The sequence below is a fragment of the Pseudomonas orientalis genome, assembly GCF_022807995.1.
Taxonomy (GTDB): Bacteria; Pseudomonadota; Gammaproteobacteria; order Pseudomonadales; family Pseudomonadaceae; genus Aquipseudomonas; species Aquipseudomonas orientalis_B.
Genome location: NZ_CP094351.1, coordinates 4,339,735 through 4,357,344 on the forward strand (window position 1 = coordinate 4,339,735; position 17,610 = coordinate 4,357,344).

At 61.4% G+C, this 17,610-nt stretch carries 17 protein-coding genes; 2 read left to right on the forward strand and 15 right to left on the reverse strand.

Features of this window, described 5'->3' with window-relative positions; genetic code table 11:
• Positions 1-86: 86 nt before the first annotated feature.
• From MRY17_RS19245 to MRY17_RS19300, 12 genes are all read right to left on the reverse strand, one after another.
• Positions 87-890, reverse strand: coding sequence for a TatD family hydrolase (locus MRY17_RS19245; RefSeq protein WP_243352704.1), 804 nt, complete (start codon positions 888-890; stop codon positions 87-89).
• 56 nt (positions 891-946) lie between these two features.
• A complete protein-coding gene (locus MRY17_RS19250) occupies positions 947-1,936 on the reverse strand; it encodes a DNA polymerase III subunit delta' (protein WP_243352705.1) in 990 nt (329 codons plus the stop codon).
• On the reverse strand, positions 1,929-2,561 hold the full coding sequence (gene tmk, locus MRY17_RS19255; RefSeq protein ID WP_243352706.1) for a dTMP kinase: 633 nt from the start codon (positions 2,559-2,561) through the stop codon (positions 1,929-1,931). Before tmk ends, MRY17_RS19250 begins: the two co-directional genes overlap by 8 nt.
• Positions 2,562-2,580: 19 nt before the next feature.
• Positions 2,581-3,702: an endolytic transglycosylase MltG gene (gene mltG, locus MRY17_RS19260; RefSeq protein ID WP_191952245.1), complete on the reverse strand. Its 1,122-nt coding sequence runs from the start codon at positions 3,700-3,702 to the stop codon at positions 2,581-2,583.
• A complete protein-coding gene (gene pabC, locus MRY17_RS19265) occupies positions 3,703-4,518 on the reverse strand; it encodes an aminodeoxychorismate lyase (RefSeq protein ID WP_191952246.1) in 816 nt (271 codons plus the stop codon).
• A complete protein-coding gene (fabF, locus tag MRY17_RS19270) occupies positions 4,518-5,762 on the reverse strand; it encodes a beta-ketoacyl-ACP synthase II (protein ID WP_181283070.1) in 1,245 nt (414 codons plus the stop codon). Before fabF ends, pabC begins: the two co-directional genes overlap by 1 nt.
• Positions 5,763-5,890: 128 nt before the next feature.
• Positions 5,891-6,127, reverse strand: coding sequence for an acyl carrier protein (gene acpP / locus MRY17_RS19275; protein ID WP_003175607.1), 237 nt, complete (start codon positions 6,125-6,127; stop codon positions 5,891-5,893).
• Between the two features lie 191 nt (positions 6,128-6,318).
• Complete coding sequence (fabG, locus tag MRY17_RS19280) at positions 6,319-7,062, reverse strand: 3-oxoacyl-ACP reductase FabG (protein ID WP_057721118.1); 744 nt, start codon at positions 7,060-7,062, stop codon at positions 6,319-6,321.
• 24 nt (positions 7,063-7,086) lie between these two features.
• Positions 7,087-8,025 carry an ACP S-malonyltransferase gene (fabD, locus tag MRY17_RS19285; protein ID WP_243352707.1) on the reverse strand — a complete coding sequence of 313 codons (939 nt, stop codon included), beginning with the start codon at positions 8,023-8,025 and terminating at the stop codon, positions 7,087-7,089.
• A 126-nt stretch (positions 8,026-8,151) separates the two neighbouring features.
• A complete protein-coding gene (plsX, locus tag MRY17_RS19290) occupies positions 8,152-9,162 on the reverse strand; it encodes a phosphate acyltransferase PlsX (RefSeq protein WP_243352708.1) in 1,011 nt (336 codons plus the stop codon).
• 4 nt (positions 9,163-9,166) lie between these two features.
• Positions 9,167-9,349, reverse strand: coding sequence for a 50S ribosomal protein L32 (gene rpmF / locus MRY17_RS19295; protein WP_003179396.1), 183 nt, complete (start codon positions 9,347-9,349; stop codon positions 9,167-9,169).
• 13 nt (positions 9,350-9,362) lie between these two features.
• Complete coding sequence (locus MRY17_RS19300) at positions 9,363-9,893, reverse strand: YceD family protein (RefSeq protein WP_057721115.1); 531 nt, start codon at positions 9,891-9,893, stop codon at positions 9,363-9,365.
• 105 nt (positions 9,894-9,998) lie between these two features.
• Between MRY17_RS19300 and MRY17_RS19305 the strand changes: the two genes are divergently transcribed.
• Positions 9,999-10,577: a Maf family protein gene (locus tag MRY17_RS19305; protein WP_191952248.1), complete on the forward strand. Its 579-nt coding sequence runs from the start codon at positions 9,999-10,001 to the stop codon at positions 10,575-10,577.
• Between the two features lie 129 nt (positions 10,578-10,706).
• Here the strand turns inward: MRY17_RS19305 and MRY17_RS19310 are convergent, their stop codons facing one another.
• Genes MRY17_RS19310 through rluC form a run of 3 tightly spaced genes read right to left on the reverse strand, consistent with a single transcriptional unit; the run spans position 10,707 to position 13,320 of the window.
• Positions 10,707-11,690 (reverse strand): S49 family peptidase, encoded by a 984-nt coding sequence (locus MRY17_RS19310; RefSeq protein WP_181283066.1) that lies wholly within the window; start codon positions 11,688-11,690, stop codon positions 10,707-10,709.
• Positions 11,691-11,711: 21 nt separating this feature from the next.
• Positions 11,712-12,374, reverse strand: coding sequence for an HAD-IA family hydrolase (locus MRY17_RS19315; RefSeq protein WP_181283065.1), 663 nt, complete (start codon positions 12,372-12,374; stop codon positions 11,712-11,714).
• The gene (rluC, locus tag MRY17_RS19320; RefSeq protein WP_065951059.1) at positions 12,361-13,320 is read right to left on the reverse strand and encodes a 23S rRNA pseudouridine(955/2504/2580) synthase RluC; all 960 of its coding nucleotides are present in this window, start codon (positions 13,318-13,320) and stop codon (positions 12,361-12,363) included. The genes MRY17_RS19315 and rluC overlap by 14 nt, the downstream gene beginning before the upstream one ends.
• A gap of 758 nt (positions 13,321-14,078) precedes the next feature.
• Here rluC and rne point away from each other — a divergent pair.
• The gene (gene rne, locus MRY17_RS19325) at positions 14,079-17,237 is read left to right on the forward strand and encodes a ribonuclease E (protein ID WP_243352709.1); all 3,159 of its coding nucleotides are present in this window, start codon (positions 14,079-14,081) and stop codon (positions 17,235-17,237) included.
• Positions 17,238-17,610 lie beyond the last annotated feature (373 nt).

Sequence of the window (17,610 nt, forward strand, 5' to 3'; positions counted from 1 at the left end):
ATAGACACCGCGTTAATCCAGGATGCACGCGTTATCGTTGACGTTTTTCGCGAGCAAGCTCGCTCCTACAGTGCAAGGCAAGCGCGCTACGTCGCAGAACTAGTAGCGCCGGCCACATGGGCCAATGGAAACAGACGCTTGAAGTTCTCGGTCGTCTGTTCGGCGAAGCGCTCGTAGGACTCGCCGCGCAGCATCGCCAGGTAATCCGCCACGTCACGCACATACTCCGGCAGGTTCGGCTTGCCGCGATGGGGGATCGGCGCCAGGTACGGTGAATCGGTTTCCACCAGCAACCGGTCGGCAGGCACCTGGCGCGCCACATCACGCAACGCGTCGGCATTGCGGAAGGTAACGATGCCCGACAAGGAAATATAGAAGCCCAGGTCCAGGGCGGCCTTGGCCATCTCCCAGTCTTCGGTAAAGCAATGCAGCACACCGGCCTGGGGCAGCGCGGCTTCGCGCAGGAGGGTCAGGGTATCGGCGCGAGCCCCACGGGTGTGGACGATCACCGGTTTGCCGGTGTGTTGCCCAGCCTGCAGGTGCAGGCGGAATGAGGCCTGCTGCAGATCGGCGGCTTCCGGTTCGTAGTGATAATCCAGGCCGGTCTCGCCAATGGCGACGACGCGCGGGTGATTGAGTTCGCCGAGCAGCCAGTCCAGGGCCGGTGCTTCGCCGGGCTTGAGGTCCAGCGGGTGAATGCCCACCGAACAATCCACATCGGCGTAGCGATCAGCGAGGGCTTTGACGTCGGCGGCATTTTCAGCACTGACGCCAATGCACAGGAAGTGACCTACCCCGCGCTGGCGCGCAGCGTCGAGGGCGGCGTCCAGCGAGCCGTTGTGCTGGGCGAGATCAAGACGGTCAAGATGGCAATGGGAATCTACGAGCATGGGCAATTACAACTTGAGTAGTGTCTGGTCGACGATACACCCGTCGGCAAAGGAAATTAACGCCGGCCGAGCAAGCCGACCCATTGGACCAGCAGTGCTTCAAGCAACAGCACGCGGTTGAGGTTGGCCTTGCCGAGCACTTTCTGGCGCTGGGCGAGAATCCAGTCCTGAATGCTCAGCACCTTGTCCTGGGCACTTTTCTGCGCAAGGTATTGCACCACCTTACGCATGTCCGGCAAACCGAGGCCGTCTTCGTCCTGGGTCAACTGGTAGCGCAGGATCAGACTGGACCAGTCGCAGAACCAGTCGAACAACAGCAGCAGGGGAATGTCCTTCCACGCACTTTCGGCCAATTGCGTGGCGGACAGTTCCTGTTTGATCAGCTTCTTCACACCGTCTACCACCAGCGCACGTTGCTCTCGCACGCCCTGGGCCTGCAGCTTTACCGCCGCCAACGGGGAGCCTGCGGCCAGGGTCAGCAATTCGATTCGTTCTTGCGCCGAGCAATCCGGCAGCGCCTGCGCCAGCCATTGCAGACTCATGGCCTCGCTCGGCAACGGACACGCCTGTTGCACGCAACGGCTGCGAATGGTCGGCAACAAGCGGCTGGATTGATGGCTCACCAGCAACAGCACGGTGTCGCCGGACGGCTCTTCCAGACTCTTGAGCAACGCGTTGGCGGCGTTGATGTTCATGGCCTCCACCGGTTCGATCAGCACCACCTTGCGCCCGCCCATCTGCGCGGTTTGCACCACGAAGCTGACCAGGTCGCGCACCTGGTCGACCTTGATCGCCTTGTCCGCTTCCTCAGGCTCCAGCACATAGTTATCGGGGTGACTGCCGGCCTTCAGCAGCAGGCAGGATTTGCATGCACCGCAGGCCTGCAGCTCAACCGGGCGCTTGCACAACAGGCTGGCCATCAAACGCTCGGCCAGGGCACGTTTGCCAATGCCTGTCGGGCCGTGCAGCAAATAAGCGTGGGCGTGTTGGGCACGGCCGGCCAATTGCTGCCAGAGGCCGTCCTGCCACGGGTAGGCTTCAGCCACGGGCGCGCTCCAAAAGGGTGGGCAACAGCGCATCAAGGGCTTGCTGCACCTGAGCCAGCGGCTGGGCTGCGTCAAGCAGGTGATAACGCGCAGGCTCCGCCCTGGCACGCTCGAGGAACGCGGTGCGCACGACGTCGAAAAATGCCTGGCCTTCCAGCTCGAAACGATCCAGGCGACCGCGCGCGCTGGCGCGGGCCATACCCACTTCCACCGGCAGGTCGAACAGCAGGGTCAAGTCGGGGCGCAGATCACCCTGTACGAAGGTTTCCAGGGCAGCGATACGCTCCTGGCACAAGCCGCGACCACCGCCCTGATAGGCGTAGGTGGAGTCGGTAAAACGGTCGCAGATCACCACGGCACCGCGGGCCAGGGCTGGTCGGATCACCTCGGCCAGATGCTGGGCGCGGGCGGCGAACACCAGCAGCAGCTCGGTGTCGGGGTTCATTGGCTCCTCACCCGGCGTCAGCAATACCTCACGGATGCGCTCGGCCAGCGGCGTACCGCCGGGCTCACGGGTCAACACCACTTCGATGCCCGCGGCGCGCAGGCGCTCGGCCAGGTAATCGCGGTTGGTGCTTTTGCCGGCGCCTTCCGGGCCTTCGAGGGTCATAAACAAGCCGGTCACAGGCAGTCCTTAGTCAGAGTCATTGCGGGCTTTGCGGGGCGCTGGTGTCCGGCGCGGGGTCTACCGGTACGTCAATGGGCGGCACCGTATTCTCCAGCGGCTTGACCTGCGGTGCCGGGCTGGAGCGGTAATCGGCGCGGCGCTTGAGTTGAAACTCACGCACGGCGGCATTATGCGCATCCAGGTCATCCGAGAAAATATGGCTGCCATCGCCACGGGCGACAAAATACAGGCTGCTGCCCGGCACCGGATTCAGCGCGGCATGAATCGCCTCGCGGCCCACCATGGCGATGGGCGTCGGCGGCAGGCCGGCGATCATGTAGGTGTTGTAAGGGTTGGCTTCCTTGAGATGGGCGCGGGTCAGCTTGCCGTTGTAGCGCTCACCCAGGCCATAGATCACCGTGGGATCGGTCTGCAACATCATGCCCATCTTCAAGCGACGTACGAACACACCGGCAATTTGCCCGCGCTCTTCGGGCACACCGGTCTCCTTTTCCACCAGGGAGGCCATGATCAGCGCTTGATAAGGCTCGGTGTAAGGCACATCAGCGGCGCGCCTGCTCCACTCCTGGGCCAGCACATCGTCCAGGCGGTTGTAGGCTTTCTTCAGAAATTCGACGTCCGTCATGCCACGCACAAACCGGTAGGTGTCCGGAAAGAACCGTCCTTCAGGGAACACGCCAGGGTGGCCGAGCTTGTCCATCACTTCGTTGTCGCTGAGACCGGCAAGGGTCTGCACGATCTTTTCGTGCTTGGCCAGGGCCGAGCGTACCTGGCGAAAGTTCCAGCCTTCGACCAGGGTCAGGCTGTACTGCACCACTTCGCCACGTTGCCACAGGCCGATCAGGCCTTCGGCGGTGAGGCCCGGGGTCATGCGGTATTCGCCGCTGTGCAGCGGCTGGCCGTCGAGGTTCAAGCGCCAGTAAAGACGCAGCCAGAAGGCACCGTCGAGCACGCCATCGGCTTCCAGACGATTGAAGGTGCCGGTGGGCGTCGCCCCTGCCGGTACATCGAGCAACTGCTCCTGGGTCAGATGCAACGGCTGCTTCAGCGCAGCGTTGTATTTCCAGGCGCAAAAGCCCAACAGCAAAGCCGCCGAGAACAGACCGATCAGCAGCAGTACAACCAGTTTTCGTATCACTCAAATATCCAATAGCGCGCGAACAATGCCCTGCAGTTTACGGGTGAGCGGCCCAACCGACCAGCTCATCCCAGCGCACTTGCGTACCGGCCAGATGCCATAAATGCTGTTACAGACGAAGACTTCGTCAGCCTGTTGCAACTGCTCCAGGCGGATGTCGGCCACGGCCACCGGGACGCTCAGGGCTTGCGCCTGGGCCAGAATCTCGGCGCGCATCACCCCGGCAACGCCGCAACGCGTCAGATCAGCGGTTAGTAACACGCCGTTGCGCACCAGAAACAGGTTGCTGAACACGCCTTCGATGACACGCCCGGACCTATCCAGCATCAAGCCTTCGGCATGCTCGGCATCCCGCCATTCGGCGCGGGCGATCACCTGTTCAAGGCGGTTCAGGTGTTTGAGTCCGGCCAGCAGCGGTTGTTCGGCCAGGCGGGTGGCGCACGGGAACAGGCGGATGCCGTCGGTTCCATGGCTTTGGGGATAAGTGGCGGGCGGACCGCCCTGCAAGATACGGCGGACGGCGGCATCGGGATTGATGCCGTAACCCCGCTGGCTGTCGCCACGGGTAAGGATCAACTTGAGCACGCCATCGCCAAGGGCTGCGGCGTAGGCCAGCACTTCGCTGCGGACCAAAGTGTGATCCGCCGCCAATACGAGGCGCCTGCAGCCCTCATCAAGGCGCTGCAGATGACGGTCGAGCAGCAGCGGCTGCCCGGCCTTGACCGCGATGGTTTCAAACACACCATCGCCATACGCCAGGCCGCGATCTTTCAGGGGCACGCTGTCCGCTGGCTGACCGTCGACCCAGCTGTGCATCACTCGGCGAACCGGCGGAACACCAGCGAGCCGTTGGTGCCACCAAACCCGAACGAGTTGGAGATCACCACGTCGATCGGCATCGCTTGTGCTTCGTGCGGCACGAAGTTCAGATCGCAGCCTTCGTCCGGCTCATCAAGGTTGATGGTCGGCGGAGCGACCTGGTCCTTGATGGCCATCACACTGAAGATCGCCTCGACCGCACCCGCCGCGCCCAACAGATGGCCGGTCATGGATTTGGTGGAACTGACCGCCAGCTTGTAGGCGTGCTCACCGAACACCGACTTGATGGCCTCGGCTTCCGCCAGGTCACCGGTCGGCGTCGAAGTGCCATGGGCATTGATGTACTGCACCTGGTCAGCATTGACCTTCGCATCGCGCAAGGCGTTGGTGATGCAGCGTGCAGCACCGGCACCGTCGGACGGTGGCGAGGTCATGTGATAGGCATCGCCGCTCATGCCAAACCCGATCAGCTCGGCGTAGATGGTGGCACCACGCGCCTTGGCATGCTCCAACTCTTCAAGTACCAGGGCACCGGCACCGTCGGACAGCACGAAACCGTCACGGCCCTTGTCCCACGGACGGCTGGCGCGGGTCGGTTCATCGTTGCGGGTCGACAGCGCACGGGACGCGCCGAAGCCGCCCATGCCCAGGCCACAGGCGGCCATCTCGGCGCCACCGGCGATCATCACGTCAGCTTCATCGTAAGCAATGTTGCGCGCCGCCATGCCGATGCAGTGCGTGCCGGTGGTGCACGCCGTTGCGATGGCGTAGTTAGGCCCCTGTGCGCCCAGATGGATGGACAGGAAACCGGAAATCATATTGATGATCGAGCCCGGCACGAAGAACGGTGAAATTCGACGGGGGCCGGAATCGTGCAGCGTGCGACTGGTTTCTTCGATATTGGTCAGGCCACCAATCCCCGAACCCATGGCCACGCCGATGCGCTCACGGTTGGCGTCGGTGACTTCCAGGCCGGCGTTACGAACTGCCTGAAAACCGGCTGCCAGGCCGTACTGAATGAACAGGTCGAGCTTGCGCGATTCTTTGAGCGAGAGGTATTGCTCGACATTGAAACCCTTTACCGAGCCGCCAAAACGGGTGGAATAGGCAGAAAGGTCCGTGTGTTCGATCAGACCGATACCACTGTGGCCAGCCAGAATGCCCTGCCAACTGCTTGGCACATCCGTGCCCAGTGGCGACAACATACCCATACCGGTGACTACGACGCGTCTACGCGACACAGCACTCTCCTTTTTCTAATGACGACACTTTGCTTCGCAGCGTACTTTTCGTCACCGCTTAAAGAAAAAACCGCACGCCGTTACAGCAGTGCGGTTTTTCCCTGACAGCAGGCGACGACTACAAACTATTACGCCTGGTGGCTAGTAACGTAGTCGATGGCAGCTTGAACAGTAGTGATTTTTTCAGCTTCTTCGTCCGGGATTTCGGTCTCGAATTCCTCTTCCAGAGCCATCACCAGCTCAACGGTGTCAAGGGAATCGGCACCCAGGTCTTCTACGAAGGAAGCCGTGTTGACCACTTCTTCTTCCTTAACGCCCAGTTGCTCGGCGACGATTTTCTTGACGCGCTCTTCGATGGTGCTCATACCTTGTTTAACTCCTAATGGACAAATTCAGGCAGCTGGCCAGTGGGTAAGTGTATAGAAAGCCATTTCGGTTTTTCAACCGAAAGCTTCATCCTGTACCCGCCCGGCCACCTGCCTATAAATTAAGTTGCAGCTTTATAACGGATTTTAGACAGCTCGTATGACATATTTTTGAAGCGATCCGTCACAATTTAACTCATGTACATCCCGCCGTTCACCGGGATTGTAGCCCCAGTCACGTATGCCGCACCGTCGGATGCCAGAAAAGTGACCACATTCGCGATCTCTTGAGCCTGGCCCAGACGGCCCAGCGGAATCTGCGTCAGCAAGGCTTCACGCTGTGCTTCGGGCAGTTCGCGGGTCATATCGGTGTCGATGAACCCTGGAGCCACCGAGTTTACCGTAATCGACCGCGAACCGACTTCACGTGCCAGTGCACGGCTGAAACCTTCCAGACCGGCCTTGGCCGCAGCGTAGTTTACTTGGCCGGCGTTGCCCATGGCACCCACTACTGAGCCAATATTGATAATTCGACCCCAGCGCGCCTTGGTCATGCCGCGCAAAACGCCCTTGGAGAGGCGGAACAGACTGTTCAGATTGGTATCGACCACGTCGTACCATTCGTCGTCTTTCATGCGCATCATCAGGTTATCGCGGGTGATACCGGCATTGTTCACCAGAATCGCCGGGGCACCGAACTGAGCGGTGATCGCGGCCAGCACGGCCGCCACGGACTCGTCACTGGTCACGTTCAGCTCGAGACCGGTGCCCTGCACGCCGTTTTCCTTCAGGGTTGCGGCGATACGCTCGGCCCCCGAGGCGGACGTGGCGGTGCCGATCACGACGGCGCCCTGACGGCCCAGTTCCAGGGCGATCGCCTGGCCGATGCCACGGCTTGCGCCGGTAACCAGTGCAACTTTACCTTGCAGACTCATGCAGGCTTCTCCTAAGTTCGGGGATCAGGCCAGCGCCGCACGAGCGGCAGCGAAGGCATCCGGGGTATTGAGGTTGGCAGTCGATACGCCGTCGGCGCAGCGCTTGTTCAGGCCGGCCAGGACTTTGCCCGGGCCGCACTCGACCAGTTCGGTAGCGCCGTTGGCGGCCAGGGTCTGCACCGACTCAACCCAGCGTACCGGCTTGTAGAGTTGCTCCAGCAGGTCACGCTTGAGGGTGTCCAGATCAGGAGCCACCGCCGCGCTGACGTTCTGCACCAGCGGGATCTGCGGCGCCTGCCAGTTAATGTCGGCGATGGACTCGGCAAAACGCTCGGCCGCCGGGCGCATCAGTTCGCAGTGCGATGGCACGCTGACCGGCAACGGCAGCGCACGCTTGGCGCCACGCGCCTTGCAGCCTTCGATGGCGCGTTCTACCGCCGCCTTGGCACCCGCGATGACCACCTGGCCAGGGGAGTTGAAATTCACCGCGCTGACCACGTCGCCCTGCGCCGCTTCGGCGCAGGCTTCGATCACCACCGCGTCATCCAGACCCAGGATAGCGGCCATACCGCCCTGCCCGGCCGGAACGGCCTCCTGCATCAACTGGCCACGACGCTCGACCAGCTTGACCGCTTCACCGAGGGTCAGGCTGCCCGCCGCCACCAGGGCGCTGTACTCGCCCAAGCTGTGACCGGCAACGAATGCCGGGCGCGCGCCGCCTTCAGCCAGCCACAAGCGCCACAGGGCGATCGAAGCGGTCAGGATGGCCGGTTGGGTCTTGTCGGTTTGATTGAGTTGCTCTTCCGGCCCCTGCTGGGTCAGTGCCCACAGGTCGTAACCCAGGGCCTCGGAAGCTTCCTTGAAAGTGTCCAGGATCAGCGGATATTGCGCGCCCAGCTCGGCCAACATGCCGAGGGACTGCGAACCCTGCCCTGGAAAGACGAATGCGAGGGATGTAGACATGTAACAAGCCCCTAATGATCTGGTCGTCAAAAATGCGCACGCCTACGGTGGGAGCGCACGAAACTGACAGATTGGATGGTCAATTGAACTGGCCGGTCACATTTAAGCACTCCCGGGCCGATTCGCCTAAAGCAACAGCTCCTCAAGACGACCGCGCACGCGTTGCGGCAGGTTTTCCTGAATCTCGATCACGGCCCGCGCAATCGCACTCTGAAAGCCCTCGACACCCGCCGAGCCATGGCTTTTCACCACAATGCCCTGCAATCCGAGAAAACTCGCACCGTTGTGCCGCGCCGGGGCCAGGTCGGCCTGCAGACGGCGCATCAGCGGCAGCGCCAGGGCGCCAACCGCACGCGACATCAGGTTCTGCTTGAACAGCACTTCAATGCGTGTGGCGATCATGGTCGCCAAACCTTCGCTGGATTTGAGCAGGATATTGCCGACAAACCCGTCGCACACCACCACATCCGCTTCGCCTCGGTACAAACCGTCACCCTCGACAAAACCGATATAGTTCAAGCCCGGCGCACCTTGCAACAAAGTAGCGGCCAGCTTGACCTGCTGGTTGCCCTTGATCTCCTCGGTGCCGATATTCAGCAGGGCCACCCTTGGCCGGACCACGCCCAGGGCTTCGGCGGCCACCGAGCCCATCACGGCGAACTGGAACAGGTGCTCTGCACTGCAATCGACGTTCGCGCCCAGGTCCAGCAATTGGCAATAACCTTGCTGCGTAGGAATCGCCGCCACCATCGCCGGCCGATCAATGCCCGGCAGGGTCTTGAGCACATGCCGCGACAGGGCCATCAGCGCGCCGGTATTGCCGGCGCTGACACAGGCCTGCACCTTGGCGTCGCGCAACAGCTCCAGGGCCACGCGCATGGACGAGTCGGGCTTGCCGCGCAGGGCCGCCGCCGGTTTTTCGTCCATGGTGATGGTTTCGCTGGCCGCGGTAACCGTCAGGCGCGCGCGATCCACCGCCGGATGGCTGGCAATCAGTTCTTCAAGTAAAGAGGGTTGACCGACAAGGGTCAGGTGCAGCGAGGGCGTAGCAGACAGGCTGGCAATGCAGGCCTGAACAATGCTGCGGGGACCGAAGTCCCCGCCCATTGCGTCAATCGCGATGACTTGAGCAGACAAGTGATTACTCGTCAGCGCCCTTGTCGATCACTTTACGGCCACGGTATACGCCTTCTGGCGATACGTGGTGACGCAGGTGAACTTCACCGGTGGTCTTTTCCACGGACAGGGTGCTAGCCTCGAGAGCGTCGTGCGAACGGCGCATATCACGGGCGGAGCGGGATTTTTTGTTCTGCTGAACAGCCATAATTGATTAACTCCTAAACGTTTGGGTCACGCTTTAACTGCGCCAATACACTGAACGGGTTGGACCGCGTTACCTCGTCCTCGCTCGGTTCGGGCTCGTCATCGAGGCCCGCCGGCTGCTGGCATTCTTCCGGATGATGAGCAGGCACAATGGGCAAGGCGAGCAAAAGCTCCTCCTCGATCAGTGCATGCAGATCCAAAGGATCTTCGCCCAGTTCCAGCACGTCATAACCTTTCGGCAACGACTGGGTATTCGCACCCTCCTTCACCACGGCATAACTGCACTCGCTGTGGATCGGCAGGGTGACCAGCTCAAGACAACGCTGGCAAACCATTTTGACTTCGGTGTCGATAAGGCTGTGGATGACCACAGATTTACGTTCATCTCGTTCAAAAACGAATTTGGCCTGGACCGCACCGACAGTGTCGGAAAGCGAGTCGCAGAGTCTCTCCAAATCGGCCAGCGGCAATTCACCTTGAAGGGAAGTGCCACGATCAGCCAATTTGCGCGGGTCAACGTGAGGTGGAATCGGGTCATTCAACATAGGCGCAGCATTATAGGGATGCACCCGGCCATGTCAAAGGAAATTCAGCCCTGTGCGTCAGCCGGTCACGCCGCTAGAATCGGCGGCTGTCTTGAGGAGACGTATATGCTGCCTTTATTACTCGCGTCCAGCTCGGTTTATCGTCGGGAATTACTGAGCCGCCTGCACTTGCCGTTCACCTGCAGCTCGCCGGACATCGATGAAAGCCATCGCGACGACGAATCCGCCGTGGAGCTGGTCAAGCGCCTGGCCGAACAGAAAGCGCGCGCCCTCGCCGCCAGCCACCCCGGCCATTTGATCATTGGCTCTGATCAGGTAGCGGCACTGGAAGGCCGGATCATCGGCAAGCCCCACACCTTTGAAAATGCCCGCGAGCAATTGTTGGCGGCCAGCGGCAAGCGTGTGAGCTTTCTTACAGGCTTGGCACTGCTCAACAGCGAGACGGGGCACTGCCAGGTCGACTGCGTGCCTTTTACCGTGCACATGCGTGAACTGGACGCGGAACGCGTCGAGCGCTACCTGCGGATCGAACAGCCCTATGACTGCGCGGGCAGCTTCAAGGCCGAGGGGCTGGGTGTGAGCCTGTTCCAGAGCACTGACGGGCCTGATGCCACCAGCCTTGTTGGCCTGCCGCTGATCCGACTGGTGGACATGCTGCTGGCTGAAGGCGTACACATTCCTTAAGTACACATCGACCAAATGTGGGAGGGGGCTTGCCCCCGATAGCGGTGGATCAGCCAGCTTATCTATCGCTGACACACCGTCATCGGGGGCAAGCCCCCTCCCACATTTTGATCTACTGCTGGCTTGAGATCAGCGCAGGGTCGGGCCCTGGAAGCCCATATACAACGCCAGCTTCTCGGCCACGCTGGCACCAAGCTTCTTGGAAAACCGGTCAAACGGCGATTCCTCGACCGTAAAGTCCACCAGTTCTTTCTCGCCAACCACATCCCGCGCCACGGAACTGGCGCTGCCCAAGCCGTCGATCAACCCCAGCGGCAATGCCTGCTCGCCCGACCACACCAGCCCGGAAAACAGCTCCGGGTGCTCCTTGTCCTTGAGCCGATCGCCACGCCCTTGCTTGACGCTGGCAATAAACTGGCGATGAGTGGTGTCGAGCACGCCCTGCCAGAACGCGGTTTCATCGGCCTTCTGCGGCTGGAACGGATCGAGGAACGCCTTGTGCTCGCCCGAGGTGTAGGTGCGACGCTCCACACCCAGCTTCTCCATGGTGCCGACAAAGCCGTAACCGGCCGCCGTCACGCCAATGGAGCCCACCAGACTGGCCTTGTCGGCATAGATCTGGTCTGCGGCGCTGGCAATATAATAGGCACCCGAGGCGCCCAGGTCCGAGATCACCGCATAGAGCTTGATATCAGGATGCAGGGCGCGCAGGCGACGAATCTCGTCATACACATAGCCCGACTGTACCGGACTGCCGCCCGGGCTGTTGATACGCAGGATCACGCCCTTGACCTTGGGGTCTTCGAAGGCGGCGCGCAGGCTGCTGACAATATTGTCGGCGCTGGCAGGCTCCTTGTCGGCGATCACCCCGCGCACCTCGATCAAGGCGGTGTACTGGCTGCCACGGGTGGCGCTCTTTTCCATGTCCATCAACGGACTGAACAGCGCCAGCATGAGCAACAGGTAAGTGAAGGTCAGCAGCTTGAAGAAAATCCCCCAGCGCCGCGCACGGCGCTGCTCCTGCACGCTGGCCAGGAGGGTTTTCTCCAGCAGCTTCCAGCTTTTGTCATCACCGCTTTCTGCTTTTTCCGGCGCTTTCCACTCGTCACTCATGCCATCAACCCCAGCAAAGTCTCATTGAGCCCGGCTTAGCCAGGCCTGCAATTGCGAAAAATGATCGATCGTAACCCTGGGCTCGTATTGCTGCAGGGCTTCCGCAGACTGGGCGCCATAGCTGACCGCCACGCTGTCCATACCCGCATTGCGCGCCATCATCAGGTCGAAGGAGGCATCGCCCACCATCAATGCCTGGCGCGGCGATACGCCGCAATGCGCCAGGATCTGCTCCAGCATCAGAGGGTGAGGTTTACTGGCAGTTTCATCCGCCGCGCGAGTGATATCGAAATAGTCTCCCCAGCCGTGCGCCTTGAGCACCCGATCCAGCCCGCGACGCGCCTTGCCCGTGGCGACGGCCAGGTAATAACCCTCGGCACGAAATGCTTGCAGCGACTGCACCACCCCCTCAAACAGCGGCGAAGGCTCGGCTTCCAGCGCAATGTAGTGCTCGGCGTAATGCTCACGGAAAGCGACCAGCTCGGTGTCGGATATCTGCGGATACAGCGTGCGAATCGCTTCAGGCAAGCCCAGACCGATAATGCCCTTGACCGCCAGGTCGCTGCACAACTCGAAGCCCGAGCGGGTCGACGCCACGTGCATCGACTCAACGATGCGCCCAATGGAATTGGCCAGGGTGCCGTCCCAGTCGAAAATCAGCAGCTTGTAATCAAGGTGCGACACTCAGGCGCTCCACGGTCTTGGCCCACATTTCGTCGACCGGCGCCTGCAACTTCAGCTCGCCACCATCGGGCAGCGGCACGGTCAGCATGTAGGCGTGCAGGAACAGGCGCTTGCCGCCCAGGTCACGGATCTCCCTGGAGAAATCCTCGTCGCCGTATTTGGTGTCGCCAGCAATGCAGTGACCGGCATGCAGGGTGTGCACGCGAATCTGGTGGGTACGCCCGGTCACCGGCTTGGCCTCGACCAGCGTGGCGAAGTCGCCGAAGCGGCGCAGCACCTTGAACAGGGTCAGGGCCTCTTTGCCCTCCTCGTCCACTTCCACCATGCGCTCACCGGAGCGCAGGTTGCTCTTCTGCAACGGCGCCCGCACGCTCTTGATCGAACTGGCCCAGTTGCCGCGCACCAGCGCCATGTAGCGCTTGTCCACACCGTCGCCACGCAGGGCGGTGTGCAGGTGGCGCAACATGCTGCGCTTCTTGGCGATCATCAACAGGCCGGAGGTGTCGCGGTCCAGGCGATGGACCAGCTCCAGTTCCTTGGCATCGGGGCGCAACTGGCGGAAGGCTTCGATCACACCGAATGTCAGGCCGCTGCCGCCGTGAACGGCAATGCCGCAGGGCTTGTTGATCACAATGAGTTTGTTATCTTCGAACACGATCGACGCTTCCAGGCGCTGCAGCAAGCCCTGGGCGAGCGGCACGGGCTCGTCGCGCTCAGGCACGCGCACCGGCGGCACACGGACGATATCGCCCGCCTGCAGCTTGTACTCGGGCTTGATCCGGCCCTTGTTCACCCGCACCTCGCCTTTGCGCAGGATGCGGTAGATCAAGGTCTTGGGCACGCCTTTGAGCCTGGCCAGGAGAAAATTATCGATGCGTTGGCCGGCATATTCCGGCGAGACCTCGAGCAGCTGGACGCTGGGGGTCTGGGGGGCGGTAGTGGTCATGGCGGCGATGATAACAATTTTTTATGGAATTGAAGCACTTAATCATTGCTGCTATAGTCGCGAACGCCGCCAAAAGCGGCCTGGACAGAGGACTTGCGGCAAACTGCCGGCCCTGACCATCGCAATTCATCAGGACGCGAGGCCGTCCTACGGGGCGTTCGCCACCCTGGAAGGCTTGGGATTGTAACAAGCGCAGGTGACATGAGGCCTGAAGCGAGTGCGATACGCAGAGTGAATACTCGCGTTTTGCGCCGATATTTACGGCCAGTTCACAAAGTGCAGTCAGTCTTGAGCCAGACCATGGCGAATGCTTCGGAAACAACGCCTGTTAAGAGCCGGGTGAGAGCGCAATCGCCCACACCTGGTCTTGTTTAGCCATGAGCGTGGACTCCCCTTTGGAGAACACGGTAAATGCCAACCCGCTGCGGATTCTGCGCGCGGCAGCACCCGAATTATCAGGGATACGTGTAGGGTGGAGATGCACAACCGTCGGACCGTGTAGCACTAGGCTTATATTTAGACGCTTCATCTCGTCCACAGTCGCCGGTTGATTCCTCCTCCTGACCTTAGCTTTTGTTGAAGTGGTGCCTTTGTCACCACCGCTAACAAGCAGGACGCGTCCGTCGCGATTCCCGCCCAATTGGCAGGTTTTGCTGGACACTGGAGTGGCCAACCACTCTTGACGCACCTGACACCGACCGTGAGAAGTCGTGTGTGCCGAACGCCGTTTCCGGCAGCCCGGAAACCGACGGTACAACATGAAAAGAATGCTGATTAACGCAACTCAACCCGAAGAGTTGCGTGTTGCACTGGTAGATGGCCAGCGCCTCTACGACCTGGATATCGAATCCGGTGCACGCGAGCAAAAGAAGGCCAACATATATAAAGGCCGTATTACTCGCATCGAACCAAGCCTTGAGGCTGCCTTTGTCGATTTCGGCTCCGAGCGCCACGGCTTCCTGCCCCTCAAGGAAATCTCCCGCGAGTACTTCAAGAAAGCCCCTGAAGGCCGCGTGAACATCAAGGACGTCCTGAGCGAAGGCCAGGAAGTCATCGTCCAGGTCGAGAAAGAAGAACGTGGCAACAAGGGCGCCGCCCTGACCACCTTCATCAGCCTGGCCGGCCGTTACCTGGTGCTGATGCCGAACAACCCGCGTGCCGGCGGCATCTCCCGTCGCATCGAAGGCGAAGAGCGCAACGAACTGCGTGAAGCACTGAACGGCCTGATCGCACCGGCCGACATGGGCCTGATCGTGCGCACTGCAGGCCTTGGCCGCAGCAGCGAAGAAATGCAGTGGGACCTCGACTACCTGCTGCAACTGTGGACCGCCATCAAAGAAGCCTCGCTGGATCGTTCCGCGCCATTCCTGATCTACCAGGAAAGCAACGTGATCATCCGCGCCATCCGCGATTATCTGCGCCAGGACATCGGCGAAGTGCTGATCGACAGCGTTGAAGCCCAGGACGAAGCCCTGACCTTCATCCGCCAGGTGATGCCGCAGTACGCCAGCAAGATCAAGCTCTACGAAGACAGCGTGCCGCTGTTCAACCGTTTCCAGATCGAAAGCCAGATCGAGACCGCCTTCCAGCGCGTGGTCGAACTGCCTTCCGGCGGCTCCATCGTGATCGACCCGACCGAAGCCCTGGTGTCCATCGACATCAACTCGGCGCGCGCCACGAAGGGTAGCGACATCGAAGAAACTGCCCTGCAGACCAACCTGGAAGCGGCTGAAGAAATCGCCCGCCAACTGCGCCTGCGTGATATCGGCGGCCTGATCGTGATCGACTTCATCGACATGACCCCGGCCAAGAACCAGCGCGCCGTGGAAGAGAAAGTCCGCGAATGCCTGGAAGCTGACCGCGCCCGTGTACAAGTGGGCCGTATCTCGCGCTTCGGCCTGCTGGAAATGTCCCGTCAGCGCCTGCGTCCATCCCTGGGCGAGAGCAGCGGCATCGTCTGCCCGCGTTGCAACGGCACCGGCATCATCCGTGACGTTGAATCGCTGTCGCTCGCGATCCTGCGCCTGATCGAAGAAGAAGCCCTGAAAGACCGCACTGCCGAAGTTCGCGCACAAGTGCCGATCCCGGTTGCCGCCTTCCTGCTCAACGAAAAACGCAACTCGATCACCAAGATCGAACTGCGCACCCGTGCCCGTATCGTCATCCTGCCGAACGATCACCTCGAGACGCCGCACTTCGAAGTGCAGCGCCTGCGCGATGACAGCCCGGAAGCCCACAGCGGCCAGTCCAGCTACGAAATCGCCGCAGCGGCCGCCGAAGTGGAAGAAGTCCAGCCGGCTGCGGCGACCCGCACCCTGGTCCGCCAGGAAGCCGCCGTGAAAACCGCACCGGCCCGCGCCAATGCACCGGTACCGGCCGAAGCGGCTGCTCCGGTTGCCGCGCCGGCCGCCCTGCCTGAGCCAAGCCTGTTCAAAGGCCTGGTGAAGTCGCTGGTCAGCCTGTTCGCCACCAAGGAAGAACCTGCTGCCCCGGTTGTGGTTGAAAAAGCCGCTGCCGAACGCCCTGCGCGTAACGAAGAGCGTCGCAACGGTCGTCAGCAGAGCCGTAACCGTAACGGGCGTCGTGACGAAGAGCGCAAGCCGCGCGAAGAACGTGCCCCGCGTGAAGAGCGCGCGCCACGTGAAGAGCGTGCACCTCGCGAAGCCCGTGAAGAAACCCCGGCCGTGGCCCGTGAAGAACGCGCGCCACGCGAAGAGCGTGCGCGTACCCCACGTGCCCCGCGCGAAGATCGCAAGCCGCGCGGCGAGCGTGAAGAGCGTGTACGTGAACTGCGCGAGCCCCTGGACGCGGCGCCTGCCGTCGCCGCTGCTACTGCTACTGCCACTGCCACCGAAGAACGCCCGGCCCGCCAGCCGCGTGAAGAGCGCGCGCCACGTGAGGAACGTCAACCACGCGCCCCGCGTGAAGAGCGTCAACCGCGCGCCGAACAGGCCGCTGCCGCCAGTGAAGAAGAAGTGCTGACCGGCGAAGAGCAACTGCAGGAAGAGGGCCAGGACAACGCCGAAGGCGATCGCCCACGCCGCCGTTCCCGTGGTCAGCGTCGTCGCAGCAATCGTCGTGAGCGTCAGCGTGATGCCAACGGCAACGTGATCGAAGGCTCGGAAGAAGCCGGCGAGAACGCAGAAGCCGCCAACAACGAGCCTACCGGTGCCGACCTGGCTGCCGGCCTGGCCGTGACTGCTGCCGTTGCCAGCTCGGTCATCAGCGCTCCTGCCGAAGCCCAGGCTCATGAGCAGGCTGAACGCGCTACCGCTGCTGTCGAAGAGACCGCTGCTGCAGAAGCGCCCGCTGCCGAGACCCCAGTGGTTGAAGCACCGGTGGTCGAAGCCACTACCCCAATCGAAACCCCAGTGGTTCCGGAAGTGGAAGTGGCACCGGTTCGCGACGCTCAACCCGTGACCGAAGTGGTTGCCGTTGAAGTCGCCCCGGTCGTCGAGCCTGAGCCAGTGGTTGAAGCCGTTGTTGAAGCGCCGGCTGTCGAAGAAGCCGCCCCGGTCGTGCGTGAAGTTCGCGAAGAACAGACCGCCTTCCACTGGACTGCCGAACCTGCCGCGCCGGTAGAAGCGCCAGCGCCTGCGCCGGTGGTCGAAGAAGCGCAGGCTCCGGTTGCCGAAGTCATGGTTGCCGAGCCTGCCCCAGTCGTTGAGCCCGCCCCGGTGATCGAACCAATGGCGGTCGCCGAGCCTGCGCCGGTGGTCGAAACCCCCGTGGTAGCCGAAGTCGCTGCCCCGGCGGTTGAAACTGCACCTGCCAGTGCACTGACTGAAAACGGCCGTGCGCCGAACGATCCACGTGAAGTGCGTCGTCGCCGCAAGGAAGCCGAGGCTGCCGCTGCTGCTGCAGCGTTAGAGCACAAGGCCCAGGAAGAAGAGCACGAGCCTAAACCCCTCGTCTGATTCCATCGGCCATTAAAAAGCCCCGCCTGAGTGATCAGGCGGGGCTTTTTATTCAAATCGAAAAACGGAAAACTGAATGATCACATTCGATGTGCATTCACCATCCCATGCCTCCCGACATCTTATCGTAACGATTTGACGCTTGTTCAAGGAGTCGTTGCCCAGAACTGAGCGGCATCATAGGCCTGCTTTTTTCCGAAGAGTGCCCTTGAGTTTTCGATTCTTCCTTGACTTCGGTTTTTGAATTATTCGACGTGCTGGAAGCAGACGTGGACTGAGTCGCTGGAGGGATGAAGGGCTGTGAAGAGCCTGGACTGACTTTCATGGCTATTACTCCGTGCTTGCAATTAAAGAGCTCTGGAGCCGTACTCCA